The following is a 20,732-nucleotide window of genomic DNA, read 5'->3' as shown; positions in this document are numbered from 1 at the left end:
CTAAGCTTATGGAAATCATTGATTATTATGTCAAATCTGCACCAAACATACAGAATGCGCTGGATATTTTTCAAGGTGAATGGGCATCTAAGTTGCCAGGGGATTTGTCATTACTAAATGCAGGACAAAGCGGACTGTTTGATGATGCTCGCATCACCTGGGCTGTTGAGCAATTAGGGGAAATTAAAGGCAAGAATATCCTGGAACTAGGGCCACTAGAAGCGGGACACACCTATATGCTAGAGAAACTGGGAGCAGCATCGATTACAGCAGTTGAGGCCAGCACTCGCGCTTATCTAAAATGCCTAATTGTTAAAGAAGTCGTGGGACTTCACAATTCTCGCTTTCTTTGCGGTGATTGTGTAGAATACTTGCGGTTAAATCCAGGCAAATTTGATACTTGCTTCGCCAGCGGCATACTGTACCACATGACAAACCCTGCTGAGCTGATCGGCTTGATTGCTCAAGTTTCAGACCGAGTTTTTATATGGACTCACTACTATGACGAGAATATAATCCGCAGCACTCCTTACCTTTCCCCAAGGTTTGCCGAGAAGACTGCTGCTGAGTATCAAGGCTTTAAACATATGCTTTACCGTCAAGAATATGGGGAATACAAAGGTGAAGTAAAAGCTGCTGGTTTCTGCGGTGGCAGCAGTCGATTTAGTAACTGGATGAGCCGTGAAGATATCATGTCATGTTTGACCTATTTTGGGTTAACCGACATCCGCATCAACTTCGATCAGCCTCACACTCCTCACGGGCCGTGCTTTGCTTTAGTAGCGATGCGGCGGTGAGTTCTAGATTGGTGCTGGAAGTTCGATCGCTTTTTGATAATAAGCGATCGCTTCACCCTACTCCCCAACAACAGACATAACTTCACTTAACTTGTCATGAGCCTCAGACAAATTTGGGTTTAAATAAACCGCCCTGCGGTAACATACGATCGCCCGCTCCTGTTTCCCTTGATCGAGCAGAGTATTACCAAGGTTAAAATATTCATCTGCTGTTGTTTTGGGCTCCAAAATCAAACCTGCATAACAACACTCGACAGCTTCATCTGGCTTGCCAATTTGCGAAAAAACCTTAGCCAAGTTCCGGTAAACACCAGCAAAATTCGGTTGAATCGCGATCGCTTTTTGGTAAGCTGCGATCGCCTCTTGCCACTGTTGCTGCTGTGCGTGAATAGTCCCCAGGTTTGCCAAAGCTTGAGCAAAATCAGGTTGAATTTCCAGAGCGCGAATATACCAATTCCTTGCCTCATCCAGTTTACCCTGAGCTTGCAAAACATTCCCCAAAGTCTTGTAAGCCGGAACAAACTTGGGGTTAATCTTTAAGACTTGCTCGCAAACTGCGATCGCATCTTCTAACTTTCCTTGAGCTAAATACAACTCTGCCAGTTGATTTAAAGGAACCGCAGCACTCTCCATATCTTGCAGTTGAGTCTGAACTTCAATTAGCTGAGACTTAGTTTGTTCGAGTTCTTCCTGAGTTTTGTGGTATTGAAGCCGCCGGCTTTCAAGTTCTTGTTTAATTGGTTGGAGTTCTTCTTGAACTTGTTGTATTTGAGTTGTAAATTGCTCAAATCCCCCTGGAGTTTGGTGCAATTTTTTATGAGATTCCTCTAATTCTATTTGCATCTGGTACAGCTTAGATTGCAAGCCCCACTGTCCCGTTAAAATCTGCGCTATTCGAGATTTAGATATAACTGAATCAACAGCTTGTCTCAACTGAGGAACAAAACGCTGAATCGTTAAATCTTCTACTTCATTGCGATCGGTGGAGTCAAACATCCAAGGTCTGGGAACAAGTGCATCGGCTATACCTCGAAGCATTTTTTCTTTGTTTTCTTGTAACGAGCGAGTCGTATAATGATTGATCCGCAGCTTTTGCACTGAATTTGTTGTAGACCAAGGCCCCACTATTGGTTCTTTATTTTCTGTGATAGCAACCCGATTATTCAAGTATGTAAAATCGTGAGGGGAAAGAGGGCGCATAGCCTCTACAGGACGCACGATTGATTTGATATGCTTGTTGATTTCCCAATCGTTTACACCTCGTTTAGTAAAATTTTCTAGTTGCAAGCCCTCTGGTCTAGTTTTGTGACCACAAGAGCCAAAAACCAACCAATTAACAGCGACTGCTGGACAATCATAAAACTCCTCTAATACCTCTTTGAGATCGTCCTTTTCGGTCGTAAATAAAAACTCATCCAAATCAATAAAAGCTATCCACTCCGATTCTTGTCTGTAGGTTTCTAGGCAATGTTCATAAGCTTGAAGTTGTCCTGGTATCAACGGCCAATCGTGCCAAATAACTTCACCTGATTTAACATACGGACGCACCACATCAAGCGGGTTATCCGTGCTGTTGTTGTCGTACAAATAAAACCTTTCAACACCAGCTATTTTATGAAACTCCAACCACTCAATTAAATAGGGAGCCTCATTTTTGAGAATTGCACACACACTCAGTTTGCACTTATTTCTGATATTTTCTTCCTGTGGCTCAGTTCCTGCTTTCCCATTAGGATTATCCCGGAGCAACGGCTCGCTATTCCAAGGGTCGAAGGGAATCAGTTTGTTCTTTTGTAAATTCGGTCGGAAGAAAAATTTGCACCGTTCGTTCAGCATCGCTGCTGCAAAAGAGAATGTGCTATTTGAAGTAGCTAAAACATCACACTGGCTCAATATATAAAAATCAGGATAGAAAGGTGCTTCTGGCATCTCTACACCCAAATCCTTGACTGTTATCGGGTTATAATCGGCAAAATCCCCGACAACATTTTCGATTTCATCGCTAGCTATAAACAAAACTGGTTCATCCAGAGTTTCCCACAAACCGTCCAACCATTCTCTGTACCATTCATTCGGAGCAATAGAAAGATAAGGAACGATATCGCTTGCCCAACTATAGTCGCCCCGCCGTAAATGCAATGCCACAACTGTTTTGCCTCGTTCTCGCAAGCGGTTGACAGCTTCTTGCATCTTGGCTTCAACTTCCGACACTGGTTTGAACAGCGAACAGAAATACTCTTTGTGCTCAGCGTGATACTTGGTGTGAAACTGAAAAAATCCAAAAAAATCAGCGTTTGTAATTGGTTTGGGCGCGTTCAGTATTGCGGACTCTGAATTTTTATAGGGATATTGTTGCTCCACAACTTGAGGTAATGGATGAGCAATTGGCGGCTCATTGTGACCGAAAAGATATTGACCGGGCCACGCAGGCAACTCAAGCCGCATCCCGTGTTCTTTGGTGTACATTTTCAAAAAAGCATAGTCAAATATCTGATTGCCAAATCGCGCTATCTCAAATGCCGCCATCGTAATCAGGGGCTTCTTGACATAGAAAGCATCGCCCCAGTAAGGATGGTGAGTTATCGTCGCTACCCGCTGAAAGCCGTGCATTTCCAGAAATTCGTCCAACTGCTCAATTAAAGCGCAGCCATCATACAGTTCTTCATAATTAACCTCCGTGTTGATTCCTGACACATATTTCAACCAGTTAGCTGCTCCTTGCAAAGCCAACAGTTCTGCCCCTTGAATATCTATATTTAAGATATTAAAGTCATAAGGGTTGAGTTGCAGCTCTTGCAGCAGCGTATCAATCGTTCTTGACTGTACCTCAACTTGATGAGTTTCTTGAATGCTTGGATAAAGTTCTAGATGGCGCTTCAGTTGCAAAATAGAACTGCTTTGATCGATCGAAGTCACGCGCAAGTTTACCGTACCATTTTCATTGCTAACAGCACAGTTCACCGCTTGAACATTTGGCACCCCAGCAATATTAGCTTGCAACCGTTCAAACACAACCGGATTAGCTTCCACAAAAAGCACTTTTTGAACACCCATTGCTTGATAAGTGCTGATTTCTGTGCCTTCATGAGCTCCAACGTGAATAACTCCGTGCGGCACGATTCCATATTGGCTGAAAATTTGCTGCAAATCCAGCATTCGGGGCACTTCACCCAAAACATTTTGGCGGAATCGCTCATTTACAGCCAAAAAATTACTGAACTCAAAATTTTCATCCTCTGGCTCCCAGGTGGGTTTGTATTCTAATTTATCTGGGAGAACCTTAAAAATTGAATACCGGAACTTTTGCAAATACTCAAATGCTTCTTTCAACGTTGTTTTTGAATCGATATACGTTCCACCATATTCAAATTGCAGATAATCGATTCTCCCTGATTCTAGAAAAGATTTCGCCCCATAAAGAACGTCTAATTCGCCGCCCTCAACATCGATTTTGATAAAATTAATTCTCTTAATGCCGTGGCGCTGACAGTAATTGTCGATAGTTGTCGTCAAAACTGTAATTTCTTTAGGCGGATTCAGCCACCCTTGTTTTTCAACATCTACTCTGCGGTAAAAAGTGCTCAATAGCGGATTAGCTTCGTAATAATAAAATGTCTTAACTTCTTCTTTTTGCCCTACAGCTAGATTGTTGGAAATTACTTGTTTATCCAGGTTCTGAATCAACTTCTTATAAACATGAGGAATTGGTTCAAACAGGTGAATTTCTACGTCATGTCCTTGGTTCAACACTTCCGCCGTCCAATCCCCAGCATTAGCACCTACATCAAAAACTACATTACCTGCATTAATAAATCTAGCGATAACTTGGCTCTCACCACTACCTTGAAAGGTGCTATTTATTATTTTTTCTGTTTCTTTCTGCTCTTCGGGATGCTTTGGCAAAGCAGTAGCTACCCGGAACTCACCTGTTCGAGAAAACTCTTCCCATGCCTTAGTATTAGCATCTTGACAAAACTGAGCTACAACCGATTTTGCTCGTTCAGGCACAGAAACTATGGCATCTTCAAAGATAACTGTGTATCTGCTTGTTTTCGCCGATAGTGTAGCAATTATTTCATTAAGGCTCGGCCACTGTTCTATACGGTGAGGACTTGGTGGGGGAGACAAAAACAATCGAGCATCGTCAATCAGGATAAAATGTTCGCATTCATAATTATTGATTATTTCCAATTCTTCAAGCAACGGACACTCATCATTTTCTCCCGCAGTGCCACCACCCATCCAATGAGCATCTAACCAGAATAGAGCAGGTTCCTTGAGTTGAGGGACAACTAACTTAAGTTGTTCTTTTGTATGACCCCACAAAAATTCTATATTTTTTACATGGCTGTAAGCACTGGATGTTGATTCATATATATGCTTAGCAAATTCTATTGTAAATACCTTTTGAAAATGCTCGGAAGCCCACACAGATGTGCTGCCTTGAAAAGTCCCCGTCTCTACAAATGTTGGCAAATTATATTCATTTTTTAGCACCAACATTAGCTGTTTGCAATCTCCCAAACCCATCTCAATTACTCCTATACATTTTTTTTAACAAATAACTACATTCTCTCTGAACCAGCTTTTTTGCAGTGTTTAGAGATTAACATATCTTGGCTGCCAATCGTGAGATTTCAAAGACCTCATCCTGACAGGATAAAACCTAACTGGTTCCACAAATTCACTTTCAAATATACGATCGATTACATAACTTAAATTAGGTGTATCAGCGGGAATCCCGTCCTTCATCTTTCGATAATCCCGATCGCCACTAATCACACCTTCGTTAGTATAAGCTATCCACTGACCCCGATATTTTTTCAACTCTCGGCGATTAGCCTTATACCACTCCTTAGCTGTCGCATATTCTGCTGCCATATTTTCACCCCATAACTTTACCTCAAATCTGCCTCGCCTCCACCATCATCCGCACCACATCGGGCATTTTATATTTTGCCTCCCACCCCAATTTTTCTTTCGCCTTACCCGGATTTCCCCTCCCAACAGCAATCTCCGTCGGTCTGTAGAGACTCGCATCACTTACCAAATGTTCCCGCCAATCCAAACCCGCAGCCACAAACGCTGTCTGCACAAACTCCTCCAAAGGATAACTTACACCAGTAGCAATCACATAATCATCCGGTTCATCCTGCTGCAACATCAAATACATCGCCTCCACATACTCCGGAGCCCAGCCCCAGTCCCGCTGCACCGAAATGTTGCCCAAATGCAGTTTTTCCGAACTACCCGCAGCAATCCGGGACACCACAGATACAATCTTTTGCGTCACAAACCTCTCCGGCCGCAGCGGCGACTCGTGATTGAACAGAATACCAGAACACGCAAACAAATTGTACGCTTCCCGATAATTTGCTACTTCCCAAAATGCCGTTGCTTTCGCCACCGCGTAAGGACTTCTGGGGCGAAAGGGCGTATTTTCATCCGCTGCTGTGCCTCCAGTATCCCCAAAACATTCGCTAGAACTAGCATTGTAAAGTTTGATTTTCCCCCCGGTAAACCGGATTGCTTCTAACAGATTTAATGTGCCTGTAGCAATACTTTCGAGGGTTTCTACAGGTTGTTCAAAAGACAAGGCGACGGAACTTTGACCTGCTAGATTGTACACCTCATCTGGCTCTATTTTGGCAAGGACTTGCAAGACGCTGCGAAAATCGTTGAGAGACATGGATTCTAGTTTTACTCTGTCTCGGATGCCCAAACGGGCTAAGTTTCCGAAACTAGACATTTGGGCGTCCCTGGATGTGCCACAAACTTCATAACCTCGATCGAGCAACAGTTTCGCTAAATAAGCTCCATCTTGACCGGATATACCACAAATTAACGCTTTTTTCATAAAATTTTTGTTTTCACAACTCTACCCTAGCTGTTGCTCTTTTTCCAGTTGTTTAACTTTTACAGTCGGAATTTTGATGATTTTTAATATTTGGGATTTTCCGAATCCTTAGCAGAGGGAGTGTGGGCGCTTAATACCAACAAATTTTAGGACTTGCGCCGGAGACTAAAGAAACCGGGTTTTTTACCGATATTAAGGGTTGGAACCCTATATTTGGGTGAAAAAACCCGGTTTCTGCCCAAAGAGTACGATCGCCCGAAATCTGGCTTGTAGCCGAGGCCAGATTCCCCTAAATCCCCCTTAAGAAGGGACTTTGACGACAAAATTCACCCCACTGTTTTTGTTAGACAAGGCTCATGTCCCCCCCTTTTTAAGGCAGGGCTGATTTATTCTCGGAAAAACGAGGGTTTTGTAGGGGTAGTGCCCCCGTGCCTACCCCCTCCACCGACGATTTGTTCGTTTCAGGGATCGGGGCAACCACGGGGGGATTGCCCCTACAAGAGAATGAAACAGCCCTGCCCTTTTTAAGGAGGGTTAGGGGGGATCGGAGCCCGATCGCCAGACAGGAGACCGATATTGCTCTACTCTTTATTTTTACCTTTTGCCGACTGACCAATCCCTTCTTTTAGATACTAGCCTTCCCAACGTTCGGCGACCAATTCAGCCAAGTCAACAACCCGCTGACTGTAGCCCCACTCATTGTCGTACCAAGACAACACCTTTACCATGTCGCCGTCCATAACTAGCGTCAAGCTGGAATCCAGGATCGAAGAAGCATCATTTCCGCGATAGTCGCAAGAAACCAGAGGCAAATCGTTGTACTCCAAAATCCCCTTCATCGGGCCTTCGGCTGCTTCTTTGAAAACTTGATTTACCTGTTCGGTAAAAGTCTTTTTCTCTACCTGAGCCACAAAATCAACTACCGACACATTAGGAGTCGGGACGCGCATGGCGATGCCATTTAACTTACCCTTCAATTCTGGAATCACCAAAGCCACAGCTTGGGCCGCTCCGGTAGAAGTCGGCACAATATTCATTGCAGCAGCCCGCGCCCGCCGCAAGTCGCGGTGGCTGGCATCCAACAAGCGCTGGTCGCCAGTATAGCTGTGGGTAGTCGTCATCATGCCTTTGATGATGCCAAAATTGTCGTTAAGCACTTTCAGTACGGGAGCTAGACAGTTAGTGGTACAGCTAGCATTGCTGATGACTGTGTAGTCACTGTGCTTGTAGTTGTGGTGGTTGACTCCCATCACATAGGTGCCAACTTCAGGCCCTTTGCCTGGAGCAGTAATCAACACTTTTTTAGCGCCGGCAGTGATATGCTTCGATGCACCAGCTTGGTCAACGAAGACACCGGTTGCTTCAATAATCAGATCAATACCCCAATCTTTCCAAGGCAGGTTGAGCGGATTACGATCGCTCACACATTTAACTGTCTTGCCATTGAGAATAATCGAATTTTCATCCGTACTGATGTCCACACCCTTCAACGTTCCCATCATGGAATCGTATCTCAGCAAGTGGGCATTAGTTTTGGGATCGGAAGTGTCATTAATTGCTACCAGCTCAAGCTGGCTATTTTCTCGGCCCAGCAAGCAGCGCGTAAAACTGCGCCCAATACGTCCAAAACCGTTGATCGCGACTCTAATCACCTTGTACCTCCTAACGATGGCAGCCCTTAGCTCAGGCTGAAATTTTGGAAAAATTTAAGAATTGACTTATGAGACAAAATCATATCGCAAAGCTCGATCCTTTCTCACTTTTTGTGTCGATCAAAAAAGCTTGAACTTTTCTAGAAGGCTGAAATTGCAAGGCAGAAGGCATTAGGCTTTCTGCCGCTGGTTACTGGTAAAGCTGATGGGCTGCAATATAAGTCCCGACAACTTCCGGGACTAAGTAGCGGAGGTCGATCCTTTCGGCGCAGCAGCGGCGGATGTGGCTCGACGAAATCTCGATCGCAGCCATAGACAGAACCTCCCAGCGAATTTCCACGTCCAAAAGAGCCATTTGTTCGGCAACTCGTCGGCCCACAGCATTTGCCTGAACCTGCATCCTTTCTGCCCCGGAATCGATGGGTTTTCGACTCGGACAATCTCCCCACTCCGACACTCCCTCAATCTCGCCGCTTTCTGCTGTCTCTCGATCTCCCTGAGTCGGACGCGGGGCCACCAACCAGTCGCACAACCCGGCAAGTTCAACGCACCGGTGCCATTTGGGGAGAGTAAGGAGTGCGTCACTACCAATAATCCAGTACCAGCGATGATCGCCTGGATACAATTTTTGCAAATACAGCAGGGTGTCGATCGCAAAAGAACTGTCGGAGGGATTTGCCGACGGCGGCGAAAGTAGGAAGTCTGGGCAATCGCCGATCGCCAGAGCGAGCATTTCCCGCCGCTGCTCAAAACTTGCCAAATCCGGGCGCCACTTGTGAGGAGGAGAGCGATCCGGTACCCAAATGACTCGATCGAGATTAAATTGACTCGCAGCCGTCTCGGCCACCAACAGGTGCCCCCAGTGAACCGGGTCAAAAGTCCCCCCAAAAATCGCTATTTTCCCCATATTTCCCAAAAATTAGGATTAATACAGACTTTACCGAAATTTTATTTTTGTAGGCTTTGACCAGTTCTATAGTCCGATCGCGGATTAGTTCGTAGTGCGGACGACTGTCCGCTCCCAGACACCAGCATCACTTTTGTATATAAACCAAGTGAGAAACCTACTATAGCTCAGTCTGGGTAACATCGTGTCAGGTTAAGTTTCGGGAAAAAGGTACTTAGTATACTTAGCCCCAAAAATGGGTTTCAAGCCTCCCCCTTGTAGGGAGAGCGGAAAAATTAATTTCCCTCGCAAAAAATATCAAAAGCGCGATCGGTCAACAGTCAACTGTTGAACGTACCAACAGATCAAAGACTAAAAAATGAGCGAAGTTGTGCCATACGTGGTAGTGTTTGTAAATCCTGATGGGTTTGACCCTCAATCTTCGTAAAAAGATTGTGGGGCTTTTGCTGCGGTATCCCAGCACAGCAGGCGGATAGAAATAGAAAGAATGCAGGACTGTGCAACCGCCCAAAATTAGTCAGCCGATCCTGGCCCCAAACCCCATTCTCTCTGACCTGCAATTTTCTCAGCTTTGTGACTGTTCCGGAAAACTACTCGGCACTAAGTCAAATAGGATACTAGACAAACCTCTCTACAAATCCCGAAATTTAGGGAAGCGCAGAGAATTGTGTACAAAAATGTCTAGCGAACTGTATCCTGAAAAAAACAATTCTTGATGTCAGGAACCTCAGCCTAAAGGCATGAGGCTTGTAAGATTCTTACGAGCCGTTCTGACGGGCCAAGCGTCTTAACTGACTAGGTTTTTTGAGTCACGACACCCTGGGATGCGAAGCTAGTCCCCCGCCCTGTCATTTGCAGTTAAACAGTTCTAAGGTCACTGGAACGGTGCTGCAAGTCTAAAAAGCTCAGAAAACATTGACCGACAAGCTAACTTTACCCCGCAAGGGAGTTTTGGAGACAACCATATCTCCACGGATGGGCAACCATACCCCTCCTTCCCGAAAGGGAATATAAAGCCGTCCTATAAGGCTTGCCCTGAGCTTGCCGAAGGGACGGGGTTTCTAACCATTTTTTTGATGATATCGCGTGTTATTGGCGTGGCGTGGTGTGTGAGGAGCAAAGATGCCGAGTTCTGTTGATTTTAGCGGTAGACCATTTCATTTCATCGGCATTGGTGGGATAGGGATGTCAGCCATTGCCTACATTCTAGCTAAACGCAAGTTGCCCGTGTACGGCTCCGATATTAAATCGAGTCACATCACCGAGCGCTTGCAAGGAATGGGAGCTCACATTTTTTGGCGTCAAGACGCCAGCAATTTTGAAGTTTTTCAAACAGCCATCAACGGTAGCACTCCCGATCGCGGGACACCCGAAAAAATCGTATCCTCGACAGTCGCTGGTGCGGTAGGGACTTCCGTCGCGACAGCCGAAGCTCTCAAATTGAACGGCAACGGTTCGGGAACCCCAGCAAATGCGGGATTGCCTCAAGTAGTATGTTCGACGGCAATTCACCCGGCAAATGCCGAATATCGAGCTGCTCTAGATTTGGGCTGTCCGATTTTTCATCGATCGGATGTGTTGGCAGCGTTAATTCAAGATTACCAAAGTATCGCCGTAGCCGGGACTCACGGCAAAACTACTACTAGCAGCTTAATTGGTTTCATGCTGATGGCTGCGGGTCTAGATCCGACGATCGTAGTCGGAGGCGAGGTAAATGCCTGGGAAGGTAATGCCCGTGCCGGCGAAGGCCCCTACTTAGTTGCCGAGGCTGATGAATCCGACGGTTCTCTCGTCAAGCTGGTAGCAAAAATTGGCATAGTGACCAATGTGGAACTGGATCATCCAGACCATTACGAGACTCTCGATCAGGTGATAGACATATTTAAGGTGTTTGCCCAAAACTGTCAAACCTTGGTGGGCTGCATAGACGACAAAATCGTCAAAGACTGCCTCGCCCCCAATGTCAGCTACAGCTTGAATCCGGACAGCGGTGCTGACTACACGGTTTCGGGCGTGGAGTACGGTGCCGAAAGCACCAAGGCTGGTATTTGGGAGCGAGGAGCTTTCCTGGGAGAAATGCAGTTGAAGTTGCTGGGGACACACAATCTCAGCAATGCACTAGCGGCGGTAGCAGTGGGTCGATTGTTGGGGTTGGAGTTTTCGGCGATTGCCAAAGCGATTGCTGGCTTTGAAGGAGCTCGTCGCCGTTTTGAGGTGCGGGGTTTTCACAATGACATCTTGTTTGTGGACGACTACGCCCACCACCCGAGCGAAATTCTCGTCACCTTGGCGGCGGCTCGCTTGCGGATCGAAGGTAGCGAAAAAAATCCCAAATCCCGAAGAGTGGTTGCAATTTTTCAACCCCACCGTTACAGCCGGACTCTGACATTTTTGCCAGAATTTGCTCAATCTTTTGGGGATGCTGATTTGGTTGTGGCTTGCGATATTTATAGTGCTGGGGAACCAAATTTAGGAGAGATTAGTGGGCAGCAAGTTGCTGATTTGATTGCTAAAGAAGGCCGAGAGGTTGAGTTTGCGCCTTCCCTGGAGTCAGTCACTAAGTTTTTAACCCAAAATCTGCAACCGGGGGATTTGGCTCTGTTTTTGGGTGCTGGTAATCTGAATCAGATTATTCCAGAGGTTATGGCTTTTTATCAAGCCGCCGATCGCCCAGATTAGCTCGCGAACTGAGTAGAGTTGATCGACATTATGGCGTGGCACGTTGTGCCGAAACTTCTGTCGGGCGGCTCGCTCAAAGGGGCACCATAAGTTAGCTAAATGAATTTTCAACCACGTCTTCGAGCGAAGGTATTTTTAAGGATTTTCAAGATGGTGACAATCTCGAATGACTCCTCTGTTAAGGACAATCGGCGAGTGTATTCTCCTATTTCTTTGCGGGGAACTGACTGTCAGATTAACTCCCAAGTTTCGCTTGCTGGCCAGACTTCTTTCCGAGTCGGCGGCCCGGCCCAGTGGTACGTCGCTCCCCGTAGCATGGAGGCTTTGCAAGCAAGTTTTGCCTGGGCACAGGATGAAGGGGTGCCGGTGACTCTGTTGGGTGCGGGTTCTAATTTGTTGGTGAGCGATCGGGGTTTGTCCGGTTTGGTCGTCGCCACTCGCTACCTCAAGCAAGTGCATTTCAATGCAGAAGCAGGTCAAGTTACGGCCGGGGCGGGGGAGTCAATTCCCCGCCTCGCTTGGTTGGCGGCTAAACGGGGCTGGAAAGGTCTAGAATGGGCAGTCGGTATACCGGGCACCGTGGGAGGGGCTGTGGTGATGAATGCAGGCGCTCACAGGGGCTGTACTGCTGATATTCTGGTCAATGCTCGCCTGCTATCCCCCTCCGGTAAGGTGGAAATTTTGACTCCCCAAGAGTTGGAGTACCGCTACCGGACTTCGGTGTTGCAAGGGGGCGATCGGCTGGTAACAGAAGCGACTTTCCAGTTACAGCCGGGATTCGACCGATCGCAAGTAATGGCAGAAACTAATGACCATTTCAGCCAGCGGCGGACAACTCAACCTTACCACTTACCGAGCTGTGGCTCAGTCTTCCGTAACCCCGGCCCCAAGACGGCAGGTTGGTTCATCGAACAAGCGGGACTGAAGGGATATCAGATCGGGGGCGCACAAGTAGCTCAGCGCCATGCTAATTTTATTCTTAACTGCGGGTCGGCAACGGCCAATGATATTTTTCAAGTGATCCGCCACGTTCAACAGCAAGTCGAGCAGCGGTGGTCGCTGTTGTTGGAGCCAGAAGTTAGAATACTGGGAGAGTTCCCTTTCTAAGGCATCATTGAAGTAAACGGAAACGGCAAACTGCCAGCCTACACACAATCAGAAACTAGCTATGACAAAATCAGGACAAGGATTTGGCTTCGGCCTCGGCAAAATGAAGGAACTGACTGAAGCTTTCAAAAAAGCTCAGCAGGTTCAAGAAGGAGCTAAAAAGCTCCAAGAAGAGTTGGATGTAATGGAAATTGAGGGAACTGCCGGCGGCGGCTTGGTCAAAGTTTTTCTCAGCGGCAACCAAGAACCTCGCCGGGTGGAAATTTCGCCGGATGCGATCGGTGAAGGTGCTGATGTGGTTTCTGAACTCGTCACGGTGGCGATGCTGGATGCTTACACTAAGTCTACGGCTACGATGCGGGAGAAAATGGAAGAACTCACCGGTGGACTAAATCTCCCCGGTTTCGGTTAATCATTAGTCAGTGGGCAGTTGACAGTTGACAGTTGACAGTTGACCAATCATCCTTCGACTTCGCTCCGGGCACTGCAACTGACAACTGATGTGAATTCCGGTTGCACCGGAATAATAGAGGACACGGCACTGCCGTGTCCCTACAATGTTATTTGGGGTAGGGACACGGCACTGCCGTATCCTAATTCCGGTTACTAATAATTCGGATGCAACCGGAAACAACAAACAACAAATAACAAACAACAAACAACAAATAACTAATAACTAATAACTAATAACTAATGACTAAATTATTGTTTGTCTGCCTCGGAAACATCTGCCGATCGCCCTCAGCAGAAAATATCATGAATCACTTAATCGAAAAAGCAGGTTTGGGCGATCGTATCACCTGCGATTCCGCCGGAACAGGCGGCTATCACATTGGTAGCGCCCCTGACAGCCGCATGGCATTGGCTGCGAGGAAGCAAGGAATTGAATTGTTAGGCGCAGCCCGCCAATTTCAAAGGAAAGATTTTGAAAATTTTGATTTTATTCTGGCGATGGATCGGGAAAATTATCGGAATATTCTTGCTCTCGACAAGGCGGGAAAATATCAAGATAAAGTGCGGTTGATGTGCGATTTTTGCCAGAAATACGACCTTAAAGAAGTGCCAGATCCTTACTACGGCGGCCCGGATGGATTCGATCGGGTAATTGATTTGCTGATGGACGCTTCGCAGGGTTTGTTGGAGTATGTTATGAGTCAGGAACAATTAAGAGTTGGAGGGCAAAAATCAATTTAAAACCGTGCCCTCTTCCGCCCGAATATTAGCAATGCTGTAGGTGGGACAACGGTGACAAAACTCGTCACTAGGGAGAGCATAGTTTTTCCAGCTCCCCCTCCCAAGATGATACTTGGTGACAAACAAAAAGTTAAGCTGGTCAATACAAAATGGGGAGAATTGATACTCAAAGCAGCAATTGGCAGCAAAATAGATGGATACCAAGGCATTAGCCAAGGTGTAGCAAACAAAAACAAAGTCAGAGTCGTCCATCCAATATCTGATACCAAATTAATTTCCGAGTCATTTTTGCGAAAGAATGTTTTAATTAACGTCACTGCATAGTAAACAATCCAGCTTAAATACGCAAAATATTTGAGGAATGATAGAATACTTTCCCTAGTTTCAACACTTATATTTGGCAAAAAATTTAGAAATAAATTGATCCCATGGTGAAAAGATCGAGCAGTCGCCCCGGTGGTTCCTGGATTTAAAAGACTTCTCCAAGCTGAAACTGTTGGCATAAATGTATAAGTTATCACCGCGATAATTAATAAAGAAAGCAAGACTGATGCTGCTAAATCTCTCCACCGACGCTGCTTGCAGAGGAAAGCAAAAACTAAGGGTAGCCAAATGATAGGTAAGGTTTTTATTAAAAAACCCACCCAAATTGCTAAAATTGCAAAAACATAACGTTGGTAATAAATACATCCTATTAAAACAATCAATGTATTAGCAACTAAAACGTCAAGGTGAGCATTAGCTATTTGCTCGTTCAATAGCATGGGATTGACTAAATAAGCCATTGTTATGAGGTTACGGTTTTCAGCATTTGTTAGCAACCGCCAAATTAAGTAGGCATTGAGCGCGTGTACTAATACGCAGATTATTTTAAAAATATAAACTCCCAGTAAAGGGCTAATTGGTAAAGCAAGTGCTGATACCGAAAAAAAGAACAGAGAAACGGGGCCGTAGGTAGAAGTTTGCAACCAGTTGAGGAAGGGAGATACGTTAGAAACTAAGGTATCAGGATTATTAAGATAAGGATTAATTTTATGTAAGCTCATCGATCCGTAATGCAAGTACAAATAAATGTCGTTGCTTTGGGGATAAGCTATGAGGGCAAGGGCCAGAAAGGGGATTGCATACTTGCAAATGTCTGTAAAGCTCGAATTTGTGGTTTTTTTTTGAATAACCAAATAATATATGCAACTGTTGCTATCAAGTAGGAACCGTTAATTAGAAGTCTGATGACGCTGAAACCGCTGGTAGGGAAATCGTTATAGTTGTCTCCACCCTGTAAAACGCTGTAATATTTGGTGATTCCCATCGATGTCATGGCAATACAGAAAATTATGGAAGCTGCTAGGGCTACTGTATAGAGAAGTTTCTGATTTTTTGAGTAATTTTTGAGCATGAGGTGATTCGTGTTTGTGCAACAATTTCCGCTATTTTTTTTTGCTTGAGCCTTTGCGGTTATCTGACTAAATGGTGTTCCATCGCAAAGCGAACGAGTTCTGCTCGGTTGTTGCTGTCAGTTTTTCTGAACAAGCTGCTGACGTGCTTTTCGACAGTTCGATGACTGAGGTGGAGTGTGGAGCCTATTTGAATATTAGAAAGACCTTCTGTCAGCAAATCTAGCACTTGTCGCTCTCGCTGAGTCAAAGTCGGGGCATTTTGGCTGCCAGATGCACGCGCGGCGGAGCTATCCCGTAGGGAATCGCCCGTTTGTGACTTTTGAGTTGAAAAATCTGCTTCTGGCTGGCCATTGGCTCTGCTGCGTGCCTCTGTTGGCGTCGGTTCTGGTTTTGGGGAATGAGACGGTGCCTGAGCGATTAGAGCGTAGCGATCGAGCAAAGAGCGAATTACCGCCCCCAATTCCTGGAGTTCAAAAGGTTTAGCCAGATAATTGTCGCACCCCATCTGATAGCCGCGAATCCGTTCCTGCGTGCTCGTGCGTTCCGTCAAAAAAATCACCGGCAGCAAGCGGAAAGCGGGACGAGTCCGAACTCGCCGCACAAATTCGTAGCCATCCATCTCGGGCATTGTAATGTCGGTAACAATCAAGTGGGGCTGAAATTCATCTACCAAACCTAAAGCTTCTTTGCCGTTCTCAGCAGCGATTACAGAGTATCCGGTAATTTCTAGATAATCGGTAATTGACAAGCGAGTCGCGAAATCGTCGTCAGCAACCAGAATCGTTAATGGCATGGGGGAATTAAAAATTAAACATTAAAAGTGACTAATTTCACTTTTAATGTTTAATTCTACTGTTTAATTCTCTTGATAACTTGCAGTTAAAGTAGCCGGTTGCGCTAATTTTCCCTCCAAAGCTACGCCGCGCCCGTTGGCTGCCAAATGCCGCAGAGTTTTGTAAATTGTCTCGATTTGCTCTGGCTTTCCTGCTTTTTTGGCTATTTCTGCGACAGACAGAGGTTTTTGGGCGTCTTTGAGCACTTGCAGTACCCGTTGCTGCAAGTCCAATACAGCCGCGGCTGCTTTTTTGCCTGCTTCGACCCCTGGCTGGTGATACGCATTGACATTCACCAAGGAACCGTAAAAACCTACGGCTCTTTCGTAGAGGGCGATTAATGCTCCTACTGTCCGAGGGTTGACTTGGGGAATTGTGACAGTAATGGAATCTCGGTGATTTTCGTACAAAGCTTGTCGAGTTCCCTGCAACAAACCAGACAAATAATCTCCCGAAGTGACGCCGGTTTCTACTTCTGGGGAAATGCCTTGCCTGTCTTCCAAAACTTCGATAAATGTTAGGAAGAAATTCGGCACGCCGTCTCGCAGTTGCTGGACGTAGGCGTGTTGGTCGGTGCTGCCTTTGTTGCCGTAAACTGCGATTCCTTGATGAACTGTGTTGCCGTCTAAATCTTCCTGTTTGCCGATCGATTCCATGACTAATTGCTGCAAGTAGCGGCTGAACAATAGCAGTGAATCTTTATACGGCAAAACTACCATGTCTTTTTCGCCGCGTCCGTTGCAGGCAAAATACCAACTCATGGCTAAAAGGGCGGCGGGATTGTTTTTAATGTCGGGAATTCTGGTAGCTTCGTCCATGACTTTAGCGCCGTCGAGCATCGCCCGAATGTCGATGCCTTGCAAAGCTGCTGGCAAAAGTCCTACTGCTGAGAGTTCCGAAGTGCGTCCTCCCACCCAGTCCGACATCGGGAAGCTGCCAATCCAGCCTTCTCCTACGGCTATTTTGTCGAGTTGGCTGTCTGTGCCGGTGATGGCAACTGCCTGTTTGGCGAAGTCGAGTTTTTGGGCGGCGAAGGCTTTTTGAACTTCGATCATGCCGTTGCGGGGCTCGGGGGTACCCCCGGATTTGGAGATAGTAATTACTAGGGTGCTGGCGAGTTTGTCTTTGATTTTGTTAAGGATGCGATCGATCCCCGCCGGGTCAGTGTTGTCGATAAAATGAATTGCTAGGGGCGGAATGTCTGGGGATAAAGCTTCGGCGACAAATTGGGGGCCTAGGGCCGAACCACCGATGCCGATCGAAATTATGTCGGTAAATTGCGGAGCAAAGGGCGGTTTAATATCGCGGTTTTGAATTTTTTTGACAAATGTTTCGACTTGTGCTACTGCTTCGACTATTTCTTGTTTTAATTCTGGAGTGGGAGCTAAATCGGGGTTTCGCAGCCAGTAGTGGCCCACCATGCGGTTTTCGTCGGGATTGGCGATCGCACCTGATTCCAAAGCTGCCATATCTTTGAAAGCTTTGTCAAATTTGGGTTTTATTGTGGCGACGAAAGCGTCGTCGAATCCCATGCGACTGATATCGAGGTAAAGTCCCAATCCAGAGTGATAGTAAAGCCAGTCTTGATAGCGTTGCCAGAGTGCTGTGGCATCCATAGGAATTCTCTACAATTTTTTTAATGTTCGATCGGCGTCGTCAGGAATCCACCAATTGTAGTTTAAAACGATCTGATGTACGGCTTTTGCAGAATCCCAATAAATTTAAGCATTAGTCGTCTGAAGGCAGCCGGAACAGAAGGCAGTCAGAGCATTCGGCAGAATTAAACAAGAAAAATATGAGTTGCACAACACTCTTTGTAGGTAGATCGCCCATTAATGGCAACACCCCATAGATAGATCGAAGCGACACAGAGATTTAAGTGTAGTCGGGGTTGGGCTTTGGGCCATAATTTAACAATATTCAAATTCGGGCGATCGGGATCTGTAAAATAGGCATTGCAGTCAGGTTAAACTGACATCTTGCACGATTGTCAAGAACGGGCAAGATGCCCGTTCCACAAAGAATGAGTTTTCTTGTGGAACAGGCATCTTGCCTGTTCCTAAACAAGTAATTGAGAATGGTGCAAGATGTGAGGTTAAATATACTTTTAGCTGCCACTCAATAATCGGCAAAAAATATAATTAATAACTGTCAAGTATCGGAAGTGTAGTATAATATACAGATATTAAAATTAAAGTGCGATCGACTATGCTTACTTTATCTCCAGAATTAAAAGAAAGATTAGCAACTCCGCTCAAAATCGGCGATTTTGAAGTTAAAAGTCGCGTCCTGCAATCACCCTTATCCGGCGTTACCGATTTGGTATTTCGCCGCCTAGTGCGCCGCTATGCGCCGGATTCGATGATGTACACGGAAATGGTGAACGCTACGGGTTTGCACTACGTGAAGCAACTGCCGAGAATTATGGAAGTTGACCCGAACGAGCGCCCGATTAGCATTCAATTGTTTGACTGCCGCCCGGATTTCTTGGCAGAAGCGGCCCAGAAAGCAGTGGCAGAAGGAGCGGATACTGTTGATATTAATATGGGCTGTCCGGTTAACAAAATTACTAAAAACGGTGGCGGTTCTTCCCTGCTGCGAGACCCGGAAACGGCCGAGGCAATTGTGCGGGCAGTTGTGGAAGCGGTAGATGTTCCTGTCACAGTTAAAACTAGGATTGGTTGGACTGACAAAGAAATTAATATTTTGGAATTTGCGAAGCGGATGGAAGATGCGGGAGCAAAAATGATTACCGTACACGGCCGCACTCGATCGCAAGGTTACACCGGCCCGGCAAAATGGGAGTGGATTCGCCGAGTGAAAGAAGTTTTATCGATTCCAGTTATTGCTAACGGGGATATTTTTTCAGTGGAAGCAGCGATGCGATGTCTGGAAGAAACCGGCGCCGATGGAGTGATGTGTTCGCGGGGAACTTTGGGCTATCCTTTTTTGGTTGGAGAAGTTGATTATTTCTTGAAAACTGGTGTGGAAAAGATAGCTCCGACACCAATTGAACGGCTCGAATGTGCTAAGGAACATTTGCGAGCTTTGTGGGAATATAAAGGTGAAAGCGGTGTTTGCCAAGCACGCAAGCACTTAACCTGGTATGCTAAGGGTTTCCCCGGCGCTGGGGAATTGCGGGGCGTGTTGGCTGTGGTAGAAACGGTTGAACAAGGTTGCGATTCGATCGATCGCGCGATCGAGCAATTGCCCGCATAAACCTTACCCGCAGATCTCAACTAGGGATTACAGAAACAAAACCCACCTCTGCGGGCTAAGATTTAAGACACAGTTAAAAATTTGTGGGTGGGGGAAAGCATGGACTCATTAAAAGGGCGAGATTTATTAAGTCTGGCAGATTTAAGCATTGACGAATTAAATTATTTGCTGGATCTAGCAGCCAGTTTAAAATCGGGAATGGTCAAGCTGAAACGCAATAAAGTTCTCGGCTTATTATTTTCCAAAGCTTCAACGCGAACGCGGGTAAGTTTTACGGTAGCAATGTATAAATTGGGAGGGCAAGTGATTGACCTCAATCCCAACGTTACACAAGTCAGCCGCGGCGAACCGTTGGTAGATACAGCCAGGGTTTTAGACAGGTATTTAGACATTTTGGCGATTCGGACTTTCGAGCAAAAGGATTTAGCAACTTTTGCCAACTATGCCAAAATTCCTGTAATTAATGCGCTGACAGATGACGAACACCCATGTCAAGTGCTAGCGGATTTACTGACAGTAAAAGAGTGTTTTGGCAAGCTAGAAGGATTGACACTGACTTATTTTGGCGACGGTAACAACATGGCAAATTCGCTGATGTTAGGCTGTGCAATGACCGGGATAAATGTCAGAATTGCTTGTCCTGAAGATTTCGGGCCGAATATTGAGATTGTGGCAAAAGCTAAGGCAATTGCTCAGGGAAAAACAGAAGTTACTGTAACTGCTGATGCGGAAGCTGCTGCTAAAAATGCTCAAGTGATTTATACTGATGTTTGGGCGAGTATGGGACAGGAAGAGGAAGCAAAAATCAGGATTCCTTTGTTTGAACCCTATCAGGTAAATGAACAATTGCTGAAGTTAGCAGATAAGAATGCAATTGTATTGCACTGTTTGCCTGCACACCGAGATGAAGAGATTACCGATGCAGTGATTGAAGGCAGTCAATCGCGCGTTTGGGATCAGGCAGAAAATCGGATGCACGCTCAGCAAGCTTTGCTCGCAAGCATTCTAGAAAGCGATTAGGAATAGAGAAGGGAAGAGAAGAATCGCCAGACAGAAGAATAAGAGAAAAGCCATTCTCTCTATCTCTTCT

General features: G+C 45.9%; 15 protein-coding genes. 7 read left to right on the top strand and 8 right to left on the bottom strand.

Features of this window, described 5'->3' with window-relative positions; translation table 11 throughout:
* The first annotated feature begins 8 nt into the window (after nt 1-8).
* Nucleotides 9-797: a class I SAM-dependent methyltransferase gene (locus QUA44_RS17185; RefSeq protein ID WP_333252608.1), complete on the top strand. Its 789-nt coding sequence runs from the start codon at nt 9-11 to the stop codon at nt 795-797.
* Between the two features lie 57 nt (nt 798-854).
* Here the strand turns inward: QUA44_RS17185 and QUA44_RS17180 are convergent, their stop codons facing one another.
* The 5 genes from QUA44_RS17180 to nadD form a co-directional block, all read right to left on the bottom strand.
* Complete coding sequence (locus tag QUA44_RS17180; RefSeq protein WP_333252606.1) at nt 855-5,327, bottom strand: FkbM family methyltransferase; 4,473 nt, start codon at nt 5,325-5,327, stop codon at nt 855-857.
* 69 nt (nt 5,328-5,396) lie between these two features.
* Complete coding sequence (locus QUA44_RS17175) at nt 5,397-5,678, bottom strand: DUF5678 domain-containing protein (RefSeq protein ID WP_333252604.1); 282 nt, start codon at nt 5,676-5,678, stop codon at nt 5,397-5,399.
* A gap of 22 nt (nt 5,679-5,700) precedes the next feature.
* A complete protein-coding gene (locus QUA44_RS17170) occupies nt 5,701-6,654 on the bottom strand; it encodes a GDP-mannose 4,6-dehydratase (RefSeq protein WP_333252602.1) in 954 nt (317 codons plus the stop codon).
* A 632-nt stretch (nt 6,655-7,286) separates the two neighbouring features.
* Nucleotides 7,287-8,306, bottom strand: coding sequence for a type I glyceraldehyde-3-phosphate dehydrogenase (locus QUA44_RS17165; protein ID WP_333252600.1), 1,020 nt, complete (start codon nt 8,304-8,306; stop codon nt 7,287-7,289).
* A gap of 190 nt (nt 8,307-8,496) precedes the next feature.
* Entirely contained in the window at nt 8,497-9,213 is a 717-nt protein-coding gene (nadD, locus tag QUA44_RS17160) for a nicotinate (nicotinamide) nucleotide adenylyltransferase (RefSeq protein WP_333252598.1), read from the bottom strand.
* A gap of 1,122 nt (nt 9,214-10,335) precedes the next feature.
* Between nadD and murC the strand changes: the two genes are divergently transcribed.
* From murC to QUA44_RS17140, 4 genes are all read left to right on the top strand, one after another.
* Nucleotides 10,336-11,892, top strand: a complete 1,557-nt coding sequence (murC, locus tag QUA44_RS17155; RefSeq protein ID WP_333252596.1) for a UDP-N-acetylmuramate--L-alanine ligase — start codon at nt 10,336-10,338, stop codon at nt 11,890-11,892.
* A 150-nt stretch (nt 11,893-12,042) separates the two neighbouring features.
* A complete protein-coding gene (murB, locus tag QUA44_RS17150; protein ID WP_333252595.1) occupies nt 12,043-12,999 on the top strand; it encodes a UDP-N-acetylmuramate dehydrogenase in 957 nt (318 codons plus the stop codon).
* 61 nt (nt 13,000-13,060) lie between these two features.
* Nucleotides 13,061-13,411 carry a YbaB/EbfC family nucleoid-associated protein gene (locus QUA44_RS17145; protein ID WP_293130049.1) on the top strand — a complete coding sequence of 117 codons (351 nt, stop codon included), beginning with the start codon at nt 13,061-13,063 and terminating at the stop codon, nt 13,409-13,411.
* Nucleotides 13,412-13,692: 281 nt separating this feature from the next.
* Nucleotides 13,693-14,193 carry a low molecular weight protein-tyrosine-phosphatase gene (locus QUA44_RS17140; protein ID WP_333252591.1) on the top strand — a complete coding sequence of 167 codons (501 nt, stop codon included), beginning with the start codon at nt 13,693-13,695 and terminating at the stop codon, nt 14,191-14,193.
* On the opposite strand, the gene QUA44_RS17135 is transcribed toward QUA44_RS17140, so the two are convergent.
* The 3 genes from QUA44_RS17135 to QUA44_RS17125 all read right to left on the bottom strand — a co-directional run bounded on the left by QUA44_RS17135 (nt 14,190) and on the right by QUA44_RS17125 (nt 18,039).
* Nucleotides 14,190-15,239 (bottom strand): hypothetical protein, encoded by a 1,050-nt coding sequence (locus QUA44_RS17135; RefSeq protein ID WP_333252589.1) that lies wholly within the window; start codon nt 15,237-15,239, stop codon nt 14,190-14,192. The genes QUA44_RS17140 and QUA44_RS17135 overlap by 4 nt on opposite strands.
* Nucleotides 15,240-15,648: 409 nt before the next feature.
* The gene (locus tag QUA44_RS17130; protein ID WP_333252587.1) at nt 15,649-16,383 is read right to left on the bottom strand and encodes a DNA-binding response regulator; all 735 of its coding nucleotides are present in this window, start codon (nt 16,381-16,383) and stop codon (nt 15,649-15,651) included.
* A 63-nt stretch (nt 16,384-16,446) separates the two neighbouring features.
* Nucleotides 16,447-18,039, bottom strand: a complete 1,593-nt coding sequence (locus tag QUA44_RS17125; protein ID WP_333252585.1) for a glucose-6-phosphate isomerase — start codon at nt 18,037-18,039, stop codon at nt 16,447-16,449.
* A gap of 592 nt (nt 18,040-18,631) precedes the next feature.
* On the opposite strand from QUA44_RS17125, the gene dusB reads away from it, so the two are divergent.
* Both dusB and argF read left to right on the top strand, forming a co-directional pair.
* Nucleotides 18,632-19,642 carry a tRNA dihydrouridine synthase DusB gene (gene dusB / locus QUA44_RS17120; RefSeq protein WP_333227082.1) on the top strand — a complete coding sequence of 337 codons (1,011 nt, stop codon included), beginning with the start codon at nt 18,632-18,634 and terminating at the stop codon, nt 19,640-19,642.
* A gap of 99 nt (nt 19,643-19,741) precedes the next feature.
* A complete protein-coding gene (gene argF, locus QUA44_RS17115) occupies nt 19,742-20,662 on the top strand; it encodes an ornithine carbamoyltransferase (RefSeq protein WP_333252583.1) in 921 nt (306 codons plus the stop codon).
* The last annotated feature ends 70 nt before the right edge of the window (nt 20,663-20,732 follow it).

The sequence above is a fragment of the Microcoleus sp. N9_A2 genome, from assembly GCF_036701775.1.
Classification (GTDB): Bacteria; Cyanobacteriota; Cyanobacteriia; order Cyanobacteriales; family Microcoleaceae; genus Microcoleus.
Note: the sequence above shows the minus strand (reverse complement) of the source record. Positions and strands in the feature narration are given on the sequence as shown.